Raw genomic sequence first — 17,972 nt, 5'->3', positions numbered from 1 at the left:
TGCCGGGCTATTGGCCAATTATGAATTTCAGCTCCATTACTATAAAAGATATCGCTTCGGCGCTAAACCTCTCTGTATCTACGGTTTCTAAGGCCCTGCGCGATAGTTACGAGATAAGCGAGAAAACCAAAGCGCTGGTAAACGAGTACGCTAAAGAACATAATTACCGCCCCAACCCCATAGCCCAAAGCCTTAAACAGGGGCGCAGCAAATCCATCGGCATTATTGTTTCTACTATAGAGAACCAGTTTTTTTCGCAGGTGATAAACGGTATCGAATCCGTTGCTTATGAGGCAGGTTTTAACGTCATCATTACCCAAACACACGAGTCGTACGATCTGGAGGTGAAGAACGTGGGGCACCTTACGCACCGCTCGATAGACGGGCTGCTGATATCGCTATCTACTGAAACCGCCGACCTCGACCACCTGCGCAGCCTGCACCGCCAGGGTTTACCTATTGTTTTCTTTGATAGGGTAGCGCACGATTTTGAAACCCATAAAGTAATAGCCGATAATTTTAAAGGCGGCTACGATGCCACCCGCCACCTGCTCGATTCGGGTTACCGTCGTATTGCACATATTACCAGTCCGCCAAATATATCTATCACCAAAGAACGCTATGCCGGTTACCAAAAAGCGCTGGAAGATGCGGGCATGGCCGTGCACCCCGACTATGTAAAGCATTGCGCCCACGGAGGCCGCGATATAGGCGAAGTAGAGAACGCGTTGAATGAACTGCTGGCGCTGGACGAAAAGCCGGATGCCATATTCACCACATCCGACAGGATAACTACCACCACACTATACCTGCTTAACAAACGCCAGCTGAAGATACCACAGGAGATGGCCTTAATTGGCTATACCAATACCACGCTGGCCGATGTGCTTAACCCTTCGCTAAGTTCGGTTTACCAGCCGGGTTTTGAAATGGGGCAGAAGGCCACCCAAAAGCTCCTCGAGATCATTTTAGCCAAACGCCCTATTTACGATTTTGAGACCATGGTATTGCCCACCCAATTGTTTACCCGCTCTTCTACCGCGCCCAAAAACTAAGGTATTTACAGGTTCATAGGCTTAGTGTTTCCAAATTTCTTTTGACGTACATCTCAACTACATCGTTTTCGTAACGTGTCGAAAACGATGTAGTAAATAAATATCCTTCAAATTAACCCTCCGTAAGCTAATCGGGGTATTTTTGGATTAGTGCAATATGCATTTTACCAATTAAAGGCCCTACTCTACCAAAATATATTATCTAAAAATGAAACGTAAGCTGCTTGCAATTATAGCCTTCGTGTATTCAGGTTTTGCATTTAATGCCTCGGCACAAACCGTAGCATTAGATTATTATTTTAACCACGAAACACGAAAAGATAAGAACGGCCAGCCCGAACGTTTCCATTACCTGTGGGAAGATACCGGTAATACAGGCTTTTCTGTATGGGGTGGTATCTTCAAAGCACAGGGCGCAACGCTAACCAGCATTGATGCTGCGCCAACCGCCGAAAACCTGAAAGGCGTATCGGCTTATATTATTGTTGACCCCGATAGCCGTAAAGAAAACCCACAGCCAAATTATGTTACGCAAGCTGATGTAGCCAACATTAGCAAATGGGTAAAACAGGGCGGCGTATTGGTGCTGATGGCCAACGATAGCGCCAATGTAGAGTTGCCGCACTTTAACCTGCTGGCAGATGCTTTTGGGCTGCACTTTAATAACGATATCCAAAACCATGTGGTTGACGATGCTCATTTTGAAGACGGCGGCATATCTACCGGCAATAGCCCCATTTTTAAAACGGCCAAAAAACCTTTTATGAAGGATGTGTGCAGCATTGCTATCAGCGGCAAAGCGCAACCGATGCTGAAAGCAGCTAACGGAACCGTAATAGCCGCCTGCACCAAATACGGCCAAGGCACGGTAATAGCCATTGGCGACCCTTGGCTGTATAACGAATACGTGAACGGCAGGCTGCCCGCCCAATTTGACAACGATAAAGCTGCGGCGGACATCACCGCCTATATTTTATCACTTGCTCGTAAGAAATAATAAACCAAAAACCAATAACCAAGTAAAACCTAACGAAGTACGCCCATGAAACAAGTATTACTCAAATAGTGGCCTAAGCCACCGGTGCCCTCTCTCTCGGCACCACTGAAGATCTCAACTCATTTTATTGAAACTAAAAAAAAATGCGGAGAAAAACCGCAGGGGAATTCTCATGCCCCAATTTTTTCAGAAACCTCATCTCTCAACGTTAATATGAACAATAAACCTCTACAAAAAAAGCTAAGGCGCGGCGCTGCGTGTTTTGCTGTATCGCTGCTGGCGGTAGGCGGAAACCTGCGTGCGCATGGCGGCACTATGCCTGTGCCGGGTAATTTGCCGGACGGAAGCACTGCCGTAAACTCTAAGCTAACGGTTGCGCAGGCTAAAATAAGCGGCGTAGTAACCGACGAAAAAAATGCCCCCCTGCCGGGTGTAAGCGTGCGTATAAAAGGCACCACTATTGGTATCACTACCGATATAAACGGTAAATTCAGCCTTGATGCCGATGCTGGTGCCACGCTGGTATTTACCTTTATTGGTTACCAAACCAAAGAAGTGGTAGTGGGTGCTGCCGCCCAATACAATGTGCAAATGGCCCCCAACTCGCGCGATCTGAACGAAGTGGTGGTAATTGGCTACGGCACCCGCGCTGTTAAAGATGTTACCGGCGCTATCACCAGCGTAAAGGCTGATAAGTTTGAGAACGATAACCCCACCAGCGTTGCCGACGTACTGCGCGGCGCGGTACCGGGTATATCCGTAGCCTTGAATACCTCTGCCAAGGGCGCCAGTGCAGGCGATTTCCAGGTACGTGGTAAGGCCAGCCTTTCGGGCAACGTGCAGCCGCTCATTGTGCTGGATGGTGTTATCTACTTTGGCGACCTTGCCGACATTAACCCTAACGACATTGACCGCGTAGACGTACTGCGCGACCCAAGCGCACTGGCGGTTTATGGTGCACAGTCGGCAGGTGGTGTGGTGGCCGTTACTACCAAAAAAGGTAAAAAGGGTGGCTCGGTAATTACACTGAATGCTAACATGGGTATTGCCCAGTTGCTGCAAAACCAGGAGTACTACCAGGGCGAGGACTTTTTGCACTGGCGTTCGGACGTGCAACGCAGCGCCAACGTAACCAAGCCCTACTATTTCTACAGCGACCCGCGTGCATTGCCCGAGGGCGTAACTGTAGACCAGTTTATGTCGGGCTCTACCGGCGACCCGGTGGATGTTTACCTGCAGCGTTTAGGCTTGTTCCCTAACGAGATAACCAATTACAAAAACAATAAGGTTACCGATTGGAGCAAACTCATCTTCAGGAACGGCGTGAGGCAGGATTATACCGCCAGCCTATCGGGCCGAAGCGAAACCGTGAGCTATTACTTCTCGGGCAACTACACCCGCAACGAGAACCTGATCAAAGGCGGCGATTATAACAACACCCGTTTCCGTGCCAATTTGGAAGGTAAGGCCGCTAAGTTTTTAACTATCGGTTTGAATGCACAATTTGCGGTGCGCGATGAAAGCCACTCGGCCAACCCTTTCAACCTTGCCGGTTACGACCTGAATGAGGCCGACTGGGGGCAAATCATCAACTCATCCCCGTACGGCGATGTGTATAAAGCTGACGGCAGCCTTACCCGTATAGCTACAGATGATAGCGGTCTGAATCAGCGTAACCCTTTCCTGGGTAACCGTTACAATCAGAACGTGTATCGCCAAAACGTGCTTTTCAGTACGCTGTTCACCCGTGTCGATCTGCCCTTTGGCTTTAAGTACACGCTGAATTTCTCGCCGCAGTTTGAGGCGTACCGTAACTTCTTCTTCCGCCCGGGTGCTAACCCTAACGAGATAGCCGTGAACGGATTAACCGGTACAGCCTATCGCTCGATGGAAGAACGTTACCGCTACAATTTGGATAACATCTTGACCTGGAACAAAACCTTTGGTATCCACTCTTTTGATGCAACCTTCCTGCTGAACAAAGAGAAATACCAAACCTGGTACACCCGCACCAACAACTCGCAGTTTAGCCCGAGCGATGTATTAGGCTATCACAACATTGGGGCCGGTACCCTGCCTGTGGAAAGCAGCGACGACCGTGTTTATAATGCCGATGGTTTGATGGGCCGTATCAACTACAACTTAATGGGTAAATACAACTTTACCTTTACCGCCCGCCGCGATGGTTTCTCGCCTTTTGGTTTAACCCAACCCCGCCAAAGCTATGCCGATGGCGCTGTTGCCTGGACTTTCAGTGATGAGAAATTCTTCAAAACCAAATTCTTCGATTGGTTGAACTATGGTAAACTGCGCTTCGGTTATGGCTCTAACGGTAACCGCTTAAGCAGCGGCACCGCCGACCCAAGTATTGCACTGGCTATTATAGCAGGCGGTAAATACCCAACCGTGTTGCCCGATGGTAGCGTGGTAAACAATAATAGCATTGCCATTACATCGCTGCAAAACAACCTGCTTACCTGGGAACGCACAACAGGACCCAACCTGGGTTTAGATTTTGCCATCCTGAAAAACCGCCTGAGTGGTTCGATAGACGTATATAACCGCAAAACTACCGGTCTGATCGTGAAACGTACCCTGCCGCCGATAATGGGCTACACCACGCCCGATGTTTACACCAACATTGGCGAGGTGAACAACAAGGGTATTGAGATACTGCTGGAAGGTAAAATTATCCAGGGCAAAAACTTCAACTGGAGCGCTAACGGTACCTTCTACCTCAACCGCAACAAACTGGTACACCTGTACGGCTCATCGACCACTACCGATGCCAACGGCAATACTACAGTGGTGCCCGAGAAGAACGACATAGGTAACGGCTGGTTTATTGGCCGCGATGTGAACGTGGTTTGGGATTACAAAGTGTTAGGCGTTTGGAAGACCGCCGAGGTTGACGAAGCCAAAAAGTACGGCGCCGTTCCCGGCGACTTTAAGCTGCAGGATATGAATGGCGACTTTAAGTTCACTAATGATGATAAGATATTCCTGGGCTCTACCAACCCTAAGTTTAGCTGGTCGTTACGTAACGATTTTAACTTCCTCAGAAACTTCGACTTCTCTTTCATGCTGGTATCAAGCATAGGGCAAATGAGGCAGTTCAACCTGGCCACTAACAACCCCGGCAGCGTGGGTAACGGTCGTATGAATGCTTATAAACTCCCATACTGGACGGCAGATAACCAGATAGATGATTATGCGAGGCTGAACTCGGGTTCGTCGGGTACTACCATCAACATCTGGCGTAAATCGTCGTTCGTGAGGCTGCAAACCGTATCATTGGGTTATACCTTCAGCCCTAACCTCATCAAAAAACTGGGTATGAGCAGCGCCAAGCTGTTCGTTAACGCAACCAACGCCGCAGTTTTCTCCGGCTGGCCTATGTGGGACCCGCAGAACAATGGCCCAACCCCAAGGTTTTTTGCCACCGGGTTTAACGTAACCTTCTAACCCCAAACAAAGAGACACAAACATGAAAAAGATAAACAAGAATATATTTGCGGGGATGGCGATGGCTGCTTTGGTGGTGGCCAACGGCTGTACCAAACGCAGCGACCTGTTCCCCGAAGCGCCCTCTAAATACACCCCGGGCAATACTTTAACTACCCCCGCTGCTTTCCGTTCGGCATTGCTGAACCTGAACCTGAGTGTAAGGTTCGAATTTTTTGGCGATTCGGCCCCCATGCTTACCGAATCGATATTTACCGACGCTGCCGTTGAGGGAACAACCGATAAAACAACCCCCGCGCAAGACCTCAATATCCGCATTACCCCAACCGCCAACCTCAACAGCGACGACTATAACAAGATAGGCCGCTACTGGCAGGTATGGTGGCAGGGCGTGCACGACGCCAACGTGGTGATCACCCGTATAAACGATATCCAGTGGACATCGCAGGATGAAAAAGATAGGGTGCTGGCTACCGCTTACTTCCACCGCGCTTACCGCTACTATCGCCTGGTGCACGAGTTTGGCGATGTACCGCTGTTGCTGAAAGAAGAAACCATTGTAAATACTTCATTCGTAAGCACCAAACGCACGGTGATCCTCACCAAAATGAAGCAGGACCTTGACTTTGCTGTAACCAAACTGGTTGATAACGGCGCTAAAGGCGAGCCATCAAAAGGTGCAGCGGCGCACTTGCTCACCAAAATAAACCTGGCTTTGGGCTTGTTTGATGATGCTATTACTTCGGCTAATATTGCCATCAATGGGCCTTATTCGTTAATGACCAGCCGCTTTGGTATTACCGCAAGCGATGCCAGCAAAAATGTGGTTTGGGACTTGCACCGCCCCGAGAACAAAGCTATAGCATCAAACACCGAAGCGCTTTATATTGTGATAGACCGCGAGAACCTAGAAGGTGCTACCACAAATGGCTCGCAGGTGATGCGTAACTGCGTGCCTATGTGGCATAACGGTACCATCCTTACGCCTGGAACGCTGAAGCCGGGTATATCGGATAAAATTACCGAGGAGTTCCCGCTTACGCTTTGGTATGGCCGCGGTATTGGTCGCCTGCGCGGTACGCCTTATGCAACCAAATACATCTGGACAGATAATACTGACTACCGTCACGCCAAAGGCATGTGGATGGACATGACCGACCTGGTATACAACCAGCCCGGGCTAAAAACAACCGATGCCGCCTGGTATGGCAAAAACCTGGAGCAATACACCGCTGCCAACGTAAACCAACGCTTTTTGAACGGCGCTAAAGATACCATTCGCGCATGGTTCGGCTGGCCGCATTATAAAGTGTTTATTGGTTCGGGTAAAACAGCACAGGACAAATGGTGGAGCCCGCCGCGCGGTACCAATACCGACTGGTACGTGTTCCGCTTAGCAGAAACCTACCTGCTGCGTGCCGAAGCTTACTGGTGGAAAGGCCAAAACGCCCTGGCCATGGCCGACATAAACAAAGTACGCGCCCGTGCCAACGCCCAGTTACTTACTGATGATAGCAAAGTGAACATAGGCACCATATTGGACGAACGCCAGCGCGAATTGTATTGGGAAGAACCCCGCAAAACCGAGCTGACCCGCATGGCTTTCATTTTTGCGCAAACAGGTAAAGCGGCTTATAATGGCAGAACCTATAGTGTGGCAAGCTTTGCTACCAACAACTTCTTTTACGACAGGATAATGGAGAAGAACGATTTTTATAAGAATCCGAACGTGGTAACCAACTCGGGCAACAAGTTCACCATTTCGCCATACCACGTGTTGTGGCCCATACCACAGGCAGATATTGACCTGAACATAAACGGGCATATCAACCAAAATGTGGGCTACGCCGGGTCGGAGAATAATATACCGCCTTTGGATAAGGTGGTGGAATAGGAACAAATGAGCTAATTCCCCTCTTGAGAGGGGGCGCAGTGGACAGTGCGGCTGCAGGGGTGTGTTAGGGGTTATGCAATAAACGCAAAGCATGGCGCCAAACACACCCCTACACCCCTCTCAAGAGGGGAACCGCACCGGCCTTTCCGCCCAGCTTCCCAAGAAAACTGCGCTTAACCCCCTTTAGTTGTACTTGTATCTTGGTTTAATTAGAAGAGCCGGGCCTGCGCAATGCGGCCCGGCTTATTTTTATTGGAGGATAAAATGATGATGAAACGCTTCACTGCAACAATGCTTTGCCTTTGCGCCCTACTATCCGGCTTTGCCAAAACCTACCGTGTAAAAACGGCAGGCGAGTTTAAACAAGCCGCAGCAGCCGTTTCGCCCGGCGATGAAATTGTTATTGCGAAGGGTACTTACACAGGCTGGAGTGTAGAACTGAAAACGAGCGGCACTGCCGAAAAACCCATTATTATAAGGGCAGAAAAAGACGGCAAAACCATTTTTACAGGCGGGGTAAGCCAAACCGTTTTCCATATTTCGGGCAGCTATATTCAGTTACGGGGCCTGAAATTTGACGGTTGTATGCTGCACAAAGGTAAAGGGCCTGAGGTTGCCTTGATAAAGCTTGATGGCGGTTCCGATTGCCGGATAACCCGATGTGTGTTCACAAAAGATACCGTTGATTCGCAGTTTATGCCTATTGTGGTGTTGGCAGGCAACGGTCAGCATAACAGGGTGGATAATTGCCGCTTTACACACAATGTAGATAATATGGATGTGCAGGTGCGGGTTACAGCTAATTCGGTGCCGCTTTATACACTGGTAGACCATAATACCTTCATGGATAAAGACAGCGTAAGCTGGAAAAATTATAACGGCGGCGAATGCGTGCAAATAGGGCAGGACCCTATTCTGCAAGGCAACCGTTATGCCTATGCAACCGTGAGGGATAACCGTTTCATCCGCTGCAATGGCGAGCCCGAGGTGGTAAGTAATAAGGCATCGGGCAATAAATACATCAATAACTATTTTGGAAATTGCCACGGCGAACTGGTAATGCGCGGCGGGCACGAATGTTTGGTTGATAGCAACACCTTTAAAGGCGGCACCGGCGGCGTACGGGTAAATGGCACCGGGCATACCATCAGCAATAATTCGTTCAAAGGCTTACCCGCAGCAATCAGGCTGATGTATGGCATGGCGAAAGGGAAGATAGATACCGGCTTTTACATTGCCGCAAGCGATTGCACGGTCAAAAACAACCGTATCAGCCATTGCACTACAGGCATTATCATAGGCGGCGGCAAAAACGCCGACTGGACGGGCAAGTTCGATACCAAACGCTACCCCTCGCGTACCGTGCAGGATATAGCGCCTTTTGATAACGAACTTATAAAGAATAAAATAACCGATACTACCACACCAACATTGACGGGGGACGCGCGTGGGGTGCAGTAGGGGGAATAGCATTGTAAATTCTGCCCTCAAAAACCTATCTTCGTTCTCATTCATTCCCCCGATTTGAGAACCTGTTACGCGTTTTTTAAAAGATATATTTGCTTTTCGCTAAAATCCGCGTTATACGGCCTTGGCTGCATAATGCTTTTGTTATTGGCGCCGGTACATCATTCAAATGCGCAAAGCAGGCTAACATTAAGCAACGCCGACACCTTTAAAATTGCCAATTACAAAGCGCTGCCCGATAAAGGTTACACGATAGAGCGGGTAGCTAACGATACCTCATTACATTTTTCTGCCGACTCGCTACGGCCGCAGCAAAGCGAATATTATTGGATAAAGCTGGTTATCAATAACCCATACCCCAATGATGAGCCGTATATATTTCAACCATTCAAGGCGTTAAACTATACGCTTTACCAATATAGCCCGAAGCATAACAGATGGGAGGGCACCGCTGCCGGGCTTGGTGCGCCCTCGGCATTCCGTAAGCCATGGCAAATGGAGGCGTCGCTATCAAAGCAAGCCGAAAATGTACTTTATGTGAAAATAAGCCTGCGCGATATTAAGCAGTACAACGTGGCGTTAAAGCCCGCCCTTATATTCACCAAACGGGTTGCATTCTATGCCGAAGAGCGTTTTACATCGTTGTTCAATCTGGTGTGTTGCATTGTGTTGATCAGTTTCTCGGTATATAACCTGTATATCTATTTTCAACTGAAGGATAAGGCGTATTTGTATTATGTATTGGTGCAAATAGGGGCGCTACTTTACCTGGTATCCGTCGGGCAGTTCCTGAACCCCGTCTTTCAGGCAAGTTTCTACAACATAAAAGCCTGGCCGGGCGGCAAGCTGCAATACATCAACCTGGATGGTTTGGTAATGCACGTTGGGGTTACCATTATTTTTTGCAGCTTTATTGAGTTCACTCGCTCGTACCTCAATACAAAACAGGCTCTGCCCGGGTATGATAAAGTGTTGAAAATATTCTCATTGGGGTATATCCTGTTAGAGGCTGTGCCGGTTATCATTACCCTATCGGGATGGGTGTATATCAATAACATCCCTGCATCCAATGTCTATATCCTGCTGATGGTAAGCACCTGTATTGGCATCGGTATAGTAGCTCATCGGAGAGGCTATAAAGCCGCCAAATATTTCCTTGCGGCTAACCTGCTCCCGCTTGTCTTTACGGTTTGTACTTCCGTTTACATTTTGTTGTACACTTTCGCCGGCTCGTTGTTGCCGCAAATGGCTATCCTCTCGCAAATACTAACCTTCGCTGTGGCTTTGGTAGCGCGTATAAAATTGGTGAACGAAGAGTTAAAGGAAAAAGAGATACATGCCATACAACTGGCAAATGATATCGAACTAACCGAAATTAAAGGCCGGCTGATAGAGGAGGAGAACAAAAATATCACTCTAACCATGCAACTCGAAAAAGAGAAGAACGAGCAACTGCAGCAAAAACTGGAGGCCAACCAGCGCGAACTGGTGGGTAATAGCCTTTACATCCACCAAAAAAACAAACTGCTGGCCGAGTTGCGCAACCAAATGCAGGACATTGATACCTTACTGCCCGATGCTAAGCCCGAAACTATCCGAAACATCCAATCGTCGTTAAAAGAGGGGCAGCATTTAGGTGAGGAGTGGGATAAATTTAAACTCCATTTTGAGCAGGTGCACCCCAGCTTTTTTAACGAATTACAGGCCTCCCATCCTAATTTAACCAAATATGAGCTGCGTTTGTACGCTTACTTCCACATCAACCTTTCTACCAAAGAAATTGCGGCATTGCTCAATATTGCACCTGCCAGCGTAAGGCAGGCCAAAGCAAGGCTGAATAAAAAGATGGGTAAGAGCTAATATTCATCCGATTTTTATGCTGATGCTTGCGTTACCGTAAATGATGTAGCAGATATTATTTAACTTTGATGCTATAGCAAAAAATGATGCAGCGGTTAACGGGAATGATGAAGCAACAAATATGGGTACGCCTGTTTTTACTTACGGGTTGCTGTATAATGCTAATGCAGGGCAAAACTTTCGCCCATAAGGATACCTGGGAGGCCATACTGAACCGCGCCATCGAAAATAAGGCGAAATACCAGGAGGCCAAGCTGCGCGATATTGAAAACATCCGGAAAGAACTTGCCGCCAATTACACTTCGCTTGATGCGCGTTACATAAATTACCAGAAGTTGTTTAGGGCGTATAAGTCCTTCGTGCACGATTCTGCCTATGTGTATTGCCAGCGGCTGAACAATGTTGCCCACCAACTGCATGACCCCGAGAAGATAAACTACGCAAAAGTGAATATGGCCTTTGTGCTGGTTTCTGCCGGGATGTTTAAGGAAGGGCTGGATACCCTGAACAAGGTTGACCCTAAAAAGCTAAATGAAAGCCAGCGCTACGAATACCTGTTTTTACAGGCCCGCAGCCATTTCGACCTGGGCGATTATGATAAGATGGTGGATTATTACGCCAGGTACAGCACCATCGGGCTGGCTTACTGCGACTCTATCATTAACTCCACTAAGCCCGGCACTTACGAGAACCTTTCGGCTGTTGGCTTAAAAGCCTTGCGCACGGGCCGCTATAAAGATGCGCTGGAACCCTATAACCAAATTATGCGCATACCGCAGGCCTACCAGGACAGCGCCATTAATTACAGTTGCCTCAGTTACATTTATAAAGAACTGAACCAGCCCGAGCGGTCCATCAGCTATCTGATGCAGGCGGCCCTCATAGATATTACACATTCTACCAAAGAAGCGGTTGCCCTCACCAACCTGGCCGAATACTACTACCAGCACGGCGATGCCAAAACGGCTTTCACCTACATTAACAGTGCTATTGATGACGCCAATTTTTACGGCGCAAGGCACCGCGAGGCACAGATAAGCAGCATAATGCCCATCATACAAACCGAACGGGTGAACGGGATAGAGAAGGAGAGGAGGTCGTTGTTGATCTATGCATCGATTATCACCTCGCTTATTGTGGTGGTTATTATTTTCGCGATCATCACATCGCGCCAGCTAAAGAAATTAAAGATAGCCGACCAGGTGATCATTAACAAAAACCAGGACCTGAACGTGGCCAACGATTCGCTTACGCAGGTAAATAAAACGCTGGATAGCGCCAACCGCACGCTCTCGCGTATTAACACCAAGTTGGACGAGGCGAACATTATCAAGGATGAATATATCGGGTACTTCTTCAATATCCATTCGGATTACATAGAGAAAATAGACCGCCTGAAACGCAGCATCGATAAAAACCTTAAAGAGAAACGTTACGAAGAAGTTGGTTTAGTGCTGAACCGACTGAATACCAACTTTGAACGCGAGAACCTGTACCACAGCTTCGACAAGGTGTTCCTGAACATCTTCCCCAATTTTATTGATGATTTCAATGCACTGTTCGAGCCGGCGCATCGCGTGCATTTTAACGAAGAACACCTGCTGAATACAGAGCTGCGCATATTCGCCCTCATCCGCCTTGGTATAGACGAGAACGAAACCATTGCCAAAATACTCAACTACTCTGTAAACACCATTTACACCTACAAAACCAAGGTGAAGAACCGCTCCTTTGTTCCCAACGACGAGTTTGAGGAACGCATTATGCTGATAAAAGCAGTGAAGGAAGTACCTGATATGGGGTAGCTGAAACGCAGGGTCCTTTTTCAAAGAGACCCTGCGGAGACATAAAAAACGATGTCATTTCGAACGAACAGAAGCGCGGGACATCGCGGGAAAGGGTGAGGAGAAATCTTCGACATATTGCATGGACACCATGCACATCCGATTAGCATGAACGCTCATCGCTCGCATAAGATTTCTCTTCGCCCTCTTGCTCTTTCCTCCCCGCCTGCTCATCGAAATGACAAAATGGAAAAGTTCGTTCCTATTTCAACGCAGCCAATCTCGAGTAGGTTTCAAGCATGGCCGATTGGTCTATCAGGCTTTTTATTTTGCGGTTGCCGAGAAGGTTTTGGCTATCGTGTTCGTTGTTCCAAACGTGTTCGGCATCGGTTAGGATGAAATTAAGGCGCGACTTATTTTTCTCTACTTTATAAAGTTCCAAATACCCGCGTATCAACACCGCGTTGAACCAGTAGTTGTTGGGCAGCTTACCGTTTTTAAAGAATACTTTTTCGGCACCTTTAGCCACGTCCATGGCGTCATCAAGGTATTTGGTATCCTTGGTAATATTATACAATATCACACCCGATTGCAGCATGGTGCCCGCATTGTAAGTGTAAAATGCCGAATCTATCTTCAGCGAAGGCAGCTGCAGGTTGTCGTAATAAACGCCTTTAGGCGATAGCAGGTTCTTCTTTGTCCAGTTGTAAACCGATATGGCGGTATCTAAATACGCCTTTTGTTTGGTGGCCTGGTAAAGGCGCAGGGCAACCAAAACACCGGGGCCGTTAGAGCAGGTATTTTTGCTTTTGAGGTTGCCTTCTTCCCAATAAAAGCCGCCGCCGCCAACCTGGTTATGGCCGGTTAGCAAAAAGCGGTATATCATTTTAGAGGTTTCGAGGTACTCTTTTTTGTGAGTGCGGGCATAAGCATCCATCAGCGCAATGGCTATCCACTCGTTATCATCGTAAAAGCGAGCATCCTGTTTTTCCTTTACTACCATGGCCTGGTAACCCGGTGCCGGTGCACGGCCCGAATAGTACTGGTTAATGGCCTTCATCACCGGGGCAATGTATTGCTTGCCCGGTTCCAGTACTTCCATTTCGTTAGCGGCCTGCAATAAAGCAGTTAATGGCCACAGGAAAGAGTGGTTGCCTTTATTTTCCTCGGCGTTGTTGGTTTCGAGGTAGAGGTTAGCGCCTTTATCATAAAAAGTTTGATAGATGTTTTTATTGATAATGCTGATACGCTCTTTATAATCGGGCGTTTGTGCCACGGCTTTAAAAGCCATGGCACAGCCCAATACCATTAAAAATGATAGTTTTTTCACAGGTATGTGTTTAATTGTTAAGCCAATAATTGCGGCTTGGTGGTATAGGTTTCCCATAGCAATTCGCCGAACAGCGTGTTTGCCCAGGCGAACCATTTACGGGTGAAATTCTTAGCGTCGTTTTTGTTGAACGATTCGTGCATAAAGCCGGTACCGCCGTGTGTTTTGCGCAACTGCTCAATACAGGCCTTTATCTCCGCATCGTCGTTACTGGTTAAAGCCAGTACAATAATGCTGATAGGCCATATCATATCCTTACCTGCGTGCGGGCCACCAATACCTTCGCCGGCCGTACCTTTAAAGAAGAATGGGTTGTTTAACGACCACAACATTTTGCGGGTATTGAGGTAAATAGGGTCGGTGTTTTTGATAGAATCCAAATACGGCATGGCCAACAGGCTTGGCACGTTGGCATCATCCATCAGGTTGAAGCTGCCGAAACCGTTTACTTCGTAAGCGTAAACTTTGCCGTATTGCGGGGTATCAATCACCGCATGTTGCTGCAGGGCGGTTTCTACCTCAGTTGCCAAAGCAAGCAATTCGGCAGAAAGGGCATCATCTTTCAAAATAGTTTTCACCATTTCTGATGATTGCTTTAAGCTGGTTACCGCAAAGAAGTTCGACGGGATAAGGAACGAATAAACCGTTGCATCATCGCTCGGGCGGAATGACGAGCATATCAAACCAACAGGTTTTACCGGGTAACCAAAACCGTTCATCGGCACGCCATCGGTAGCCCAGGCGGTTTTACGCTGGAACGAGTACGGGCCGTCGTTATCCTTACGTTGCTGCTCTTTAAAGGTTTTCAGCACGTTTTGTATGGCCGATTTCCAGTTGGCATCAAACGGCGAAGTATCACCGGTAAGCTTCCAGTATTTGTATGAAAGGCGTATAGGGTAGCAAAGCGAATCTATCTCCCACTTGCGTTCGTGCAGGCCGGGTTTCATTTTGGTCAGGTCGTCTTTCCATTCGCTTTCTTTGGTGGTATCATCATAAAAAGCGTTGGCATATGGGTCGAAGTTGATGCATTTGGCCTGGCGGTTTATTACACCTGCAACCAGGTTACGCAGCTCGGCATCCTTTTTAATAAAGGCAATGTAGGGCCAAACCTGGGCGCTGCTATCGCGCAGCCACATGGCATCAATATCGCCGGTAATTACATAAGTATCAGGTTTGCCCCCTTCGTTTTTGTAGGTAACGGTAGTATCCAAAGTGTTAGGGAAGCAGTTCTCGAACAACCAGCCCAGCTCGGGGTTTTTCACTTTGGCCTTAAACTCTTTTATGGCCGCCTCAACTGCCTTGCTGGTAAATTTGCGTTGCGATGCCGGTACACGCACCACAGGGTATGTATCTGCCGCGAACGATGCCTTGTTCATTAATAAACCTGCACCAAGCATGGCCGTGCTGCCAATAAATTGCCTTCTTTTCATATTTTCAAATAAATGTACTTATAACGGTAATAAAAACTCCCGGCAAATTAGTTAAATATGGCGGAAGATGGTGCCAAAGTTTTAAATAACGCTAACTCCCCTCTTGAGAGGGGGCGCGTTGGCAATTGCGGCTGCGGGGGTGTGTTAGCCACTATGCAATTATGTAATGCATTGTTCGCGAAAAACACACCCCTCCGTCCCTCTCAAGAGGGGAATCGCACACTCCCACCGCTTTTTCTGTGCCTCCTCATAGCGATGGGTTTTAAACGCATCGCTATGGCGGAATGGTTATCCTATAACAACCCAGCCTTATGCAATTTAGCAGCCATCTCTATCATGGTAACCCCGCTTATTTGCGTGGTAAGGTCGATAGTGCCTTGCGGTGCCGATTTCCAATCGGGGCTAACCGTCATGGCGGGGCGGCCAATGCCTTTGTTAAACAAGGTTTGGGCGTTGTATTTTAAAAACTTCACATATGCGTCTTTATTGCTCGGGGCAATATCGGGGCTTTGTATCACCTCGGTAAGGTAGCGCACCAATATCGCTTTAAACAAACCACCATCGCCCTGTCCTTCTGATTTTAGCAGTCCGCCGGGTGAAATATCGGTATCTACAATAGTGGCGCTGGCGTTGCGCATGGCATCATCAAGATAGCTTGCATCTTTGGTAACGTTATAAAGCTCCAATGCAGCGCCCATGTATACGCCCTGGTTATAAGTAAATTTATTTTTGCTTATCTGCCCGTCGTGGTTGCCGTTTATGCCATCCCAAATGATGCCTGTGGCTGGGTCAACCAAGGTTGTCTTCATCCACGCATAAAGCTGTTTGGCCAGGGTTAGATCGGCAGCGTTGTTTTTTAACCTGTACAGGCGGCAAGCAAAAATAATGGCGGGTGCGTTGGCCGGAGTGTTTTTGTAATCCAGCTGGCTTTTGCGCCAGGCAATGCCTCCACCCTGATTATCGTTTACGCCGGTTTTTATATCGGTCCATAATATGTTGGCGGCATCCAGGTAATCGTTATCGTTGGTTACCTCGTAGGCGCGCAGGGCAGCCAGGGCAAGCCATTCCATATCGTCGTAATACTCGTTAGGGTACTTGTTGCCATTGGTAATGCGCGTACCGTTCAGTAACGATTTCATGCGCTGTTTGTAGATATCGTTATTGGTGCGCTGGTAGGCATCGGTAAAAACATCAAGCGTATGTGCCTGTGGCCAATAATTGTAGTTGGTGTTGCCGCCGTTATCCTGTTTAAAATAGTTGCCGTTGGCCGATATGTAGTTGGTATACGTGGCAGTTTGCAGTGAGTCGGCCGTTTCGGCCCAGGTGTAATTAATTACCGTTGCCCCTTTATCGCCATACAGCGGGAAAGGCTTATCCTTCAGGCACGAGCTTAGCATCAGCGGCATTATTGCCACCACTGCTGCCTTGCCTATATATTTTGAATTGAACTTCATGTTGGGTTGATGTTAAGCCCCGCAAAACCTAAAGCAGCTTTGCGGGACTGGTAAATACCTTTATTATTTAACCGTAACCGAGTGGGTATAGGCAGGGCCGTTAGCACTGAAATCCACTTTAATATCTGCCGTTTTATTATCGGCAGCACCTGTGAATTTAAAGCAGTAATCGTACTGGTTGCTGTTAACAGGCACCATGTAGTAGAATGATGCAGGCGTATTGGCATCCGGGCGGCTATTGTCGGAATTTACGCTGCCGTAGTATTGGGTACTGGTGGCACCGGCGGCATCTTTAAAGGTAAAGCGGAATTTATAACGCTCGTCGCGGCCCCACGATTCCTGGTGGAACACTACCGAAGCCCCATCAATTTCCCAAACACCTGCAGCTTTGTATGGCAGGTCGTACCAAATTTTATTATCAGCTGCAAACCACAGACCTACCGATACAACCTCCGTAACTTTGAACGATGCCACGTTGAAATCAACCTCAATGCGTTGTACTTTAGTTGCGCCGGTTACCGTAGTGTTGCCTTCTTCGGTAAGTTTTGTACCATCGTACGAGAAGGTTGATGGCGTACCGGTATTCCTGTCGGCAAAGTGGTAAGTACCTGCTTTCAGCGAAGTAAAGGCCTCGAATTTACCCGGAGCGGTCAGCTTTAATTTGATGGCTTTGCTCAGATCCTCGCCGCCTTCGGTAGCAGAACCGGTCAGATAAAGTTCGGTAGGGATATCGGTGAAACCGGCAGGGCGTTGTATCTCTACAGTACGCACCTGCGCCGACTTTTGCACGTTGATACCTTTAGACGACATTACCGTCCAAATCACTTTACCCGACTCTTGTGGCTTTACGCCTGCTGAAGTGGCAATTTTGTTCAGGTCGCTAAAGCTAAGGCTTAATTTGTTGTACAAACCGTTACCGTCTGATGGTGTAGAATACAGCGGGTGCGAAAAATCGCCGCCTTCTTTATCAAAAGCAACTTCGTACAACACCAGGCCATTGTCTTCAGCACGTGCTTGCTCCCATTCGAAGGAAACCGCACCCGATGCACCCGAGGCTATCTTTACAAATTTGTTATTCTCCGGCGCGAACAGTGTGCTTACCGCCGATACATTGGTGTGGTTTAATGTTTTATCTTTTTTGCAGCCCGATACCACCATTACTGCAACAACACATGCCAAAAGGCTATAGAATATCTTTTTCATTATCTTAATTGATGAATGTTTTACAAATAGTTT

General features: G+C 47.9%; 11 protein-coding genes. 7 read left to right on the top strand and 4 right to left on the bottom strand.

Going from position 1 to position 17,972, the window contains the following annotated elements; translation table 11 throughout:
- The first annotated feature begins 20 nt into the window (after positions 1-20).
- The 7 genes from BC343_RS29880 (at position 21) to BC343_RS29850 (ending at position 12,543) form a co-directional block, all read left to right on the top strand.
- The gene (locus tag BC343_RS29880) at positions 21-1,055 is read left to right on the top strand and encodes a LacI family DNA-binding transcriptional regulator (RefSeq protein ID WP_078351487.1); all 1,035 of its coding nucleotides are present in this window, start codon (positions 21-23) and stop codon (positions 1,053-1,055) included.
- Positions 1,056-1,263: 208 nt separating this feature from the next.
- Positions 1,264-2,052 carry a DUF4350 domain-containing protein gene (locus BC343_RS29875; RefSeq protein WP_078351486.1) on the top strand — a complete coding sequence of 263 codons (789 nt, stop codon included), beginning with the start codon at positions 1,264-1,266 and terminating at the stop codon, positions 2,050-2,052.
- Between the two features lie 213 nt (positions 2,053-2,265).
- A complete protein-coding gene (locus tag BC343_RS29870; RefSeq protein WP_238381900.1) occupies positions 2,266-5,517 on the top strand; it encodes a SusC/RagA family TonB-linked outer membrane protein in 3,252 nt (1,083 codons plus the stop codon).
- A gap of 22 nt (positions 5,518-5,539) precedes the next feature.
- The gene (locus BC343_RS29865) at positions 5,540-7,411 is read left to right on the top strand and encodes a RagB/SusD family nutrient uptake outer membrane protein (RefSeq protein WP_078351485.1); all 1,872 of its coding nucleotides are present in this window, start codon (positions 5,540-5,542) and stop codon (positions 7,409-7,411) included.
- Positions 7,412-7,642: 231 nt separating this feature from the next.
- Positions 7,643-8,872 carry a polysaccharide lyase 6 family protein gene (locus BC343_RS29860; RefSeq protein WP_078351484.1) on the top strand — a complete coding sequence of 410 codons (1,230 nt, stop codon included), beginning with the start codon at positions 7,643-7,645 and terminating at the stop codon, positions 8,870-8,872.
- Between the two features lie 141 nt (positions 8,873-9,013).
- On the top strand, positions 9,014-10,738 hold the full coding sequence (locus tag BC343_RS29855; RefSeq protein ID WP_078351483.1) for a 7TM diverse intracellular signaling domain-containing protein: 1,725 nt from the start codon (positions 9,014-9,016) through the stop codon (positions 10,736-10,738).
- A 104-nt stretch (positions 10,739-10,842) separates the two neighbouring features.
- Positions 10,843-12,543 carry a DUF6377 domain-containing protein gene (locus tag BC343_RS29850; protein ID WP_162276972.1) on the top strand — a complete coding sequence of 567 codons (1,701 nt, stop codon included), beginning with the start codon at positions 10,843-10,845 and terminating at the stop codon, positions 12,541-12,543.
- A 241-nt stretch (positions 12,544-12,784) separates the two neighbouring features.
- Here the strand turns inward: BC343_RS29850 and BC343_RS29845 are convergent, their stop codons facing one another.
- The 4 genes from BC343_RS29845 to BC343_RS29830 form a co-directional block, all read right to left on the bottom strand.
- On the bottom strand, positions 12,785-13,852 hold the full coding sequence (locus tag BC343_RS29845; protein WP_238381899.1) for a glycoside hydrolase family 76 protein: 1,068 nt from the start codon (positions 13,850-13,852) through the stop codon (positions 12,785-12,787).
- A gap of 17 nt (positions 13,853-13,869) precedes the next feature.
- On the bottom strand, positions 13,870-15,282 hold the full coding sequence (locus tag BC343_RS29840) for a glycoside hydrolase family 125 protein (protein WP_078351480.1): 1,413 nt from the start codon (positions 15,280-15,282) through the stop codon (positions 13,870-13,872).
- A gap of 293 nt (positions 15,283-15,575) precedes the next feature.
- Positions 15,576-16,736, bottom strand: coding sequence for a glycoside hydrolase family 76 protein (locus BC343_RS29835; RefSeq protein WP_078351479.1), 1,161 nt, complete (start codon positions 16,734-16,736; stop codon positions 15,576-15,578).
- A gap of 63 nt (positions 16,737-16,799) precedes the next feature.
- Positions 16,800-17,939, bottom strand: a complete 1,140-nt coding sequence (locus BC343_RS29830; RefSeq protein ID WP_078351478.1) for a SusE domain-containing protein — start codon at positions 17,937-17,939, stop codon at positions 16,800-16,802.
- Between the last annotated feature and the right edge of the window lie 33 nt (positions 17,940-17,972).

It is taken from the genome of Mucilaginibacter pedocola, assembly GCF_002013915.1.
Taxonomy (GTDB): Bacteria; Bacteroidota; Bacteroidia; order Sphingobacteriales; family Sphingobacteriaceae; genus Mucilaginibacter; species Mucilaginibacter pedocola.
This window is presented reverse-complemented; position numbering and strand designations above follow the sequence as displayed.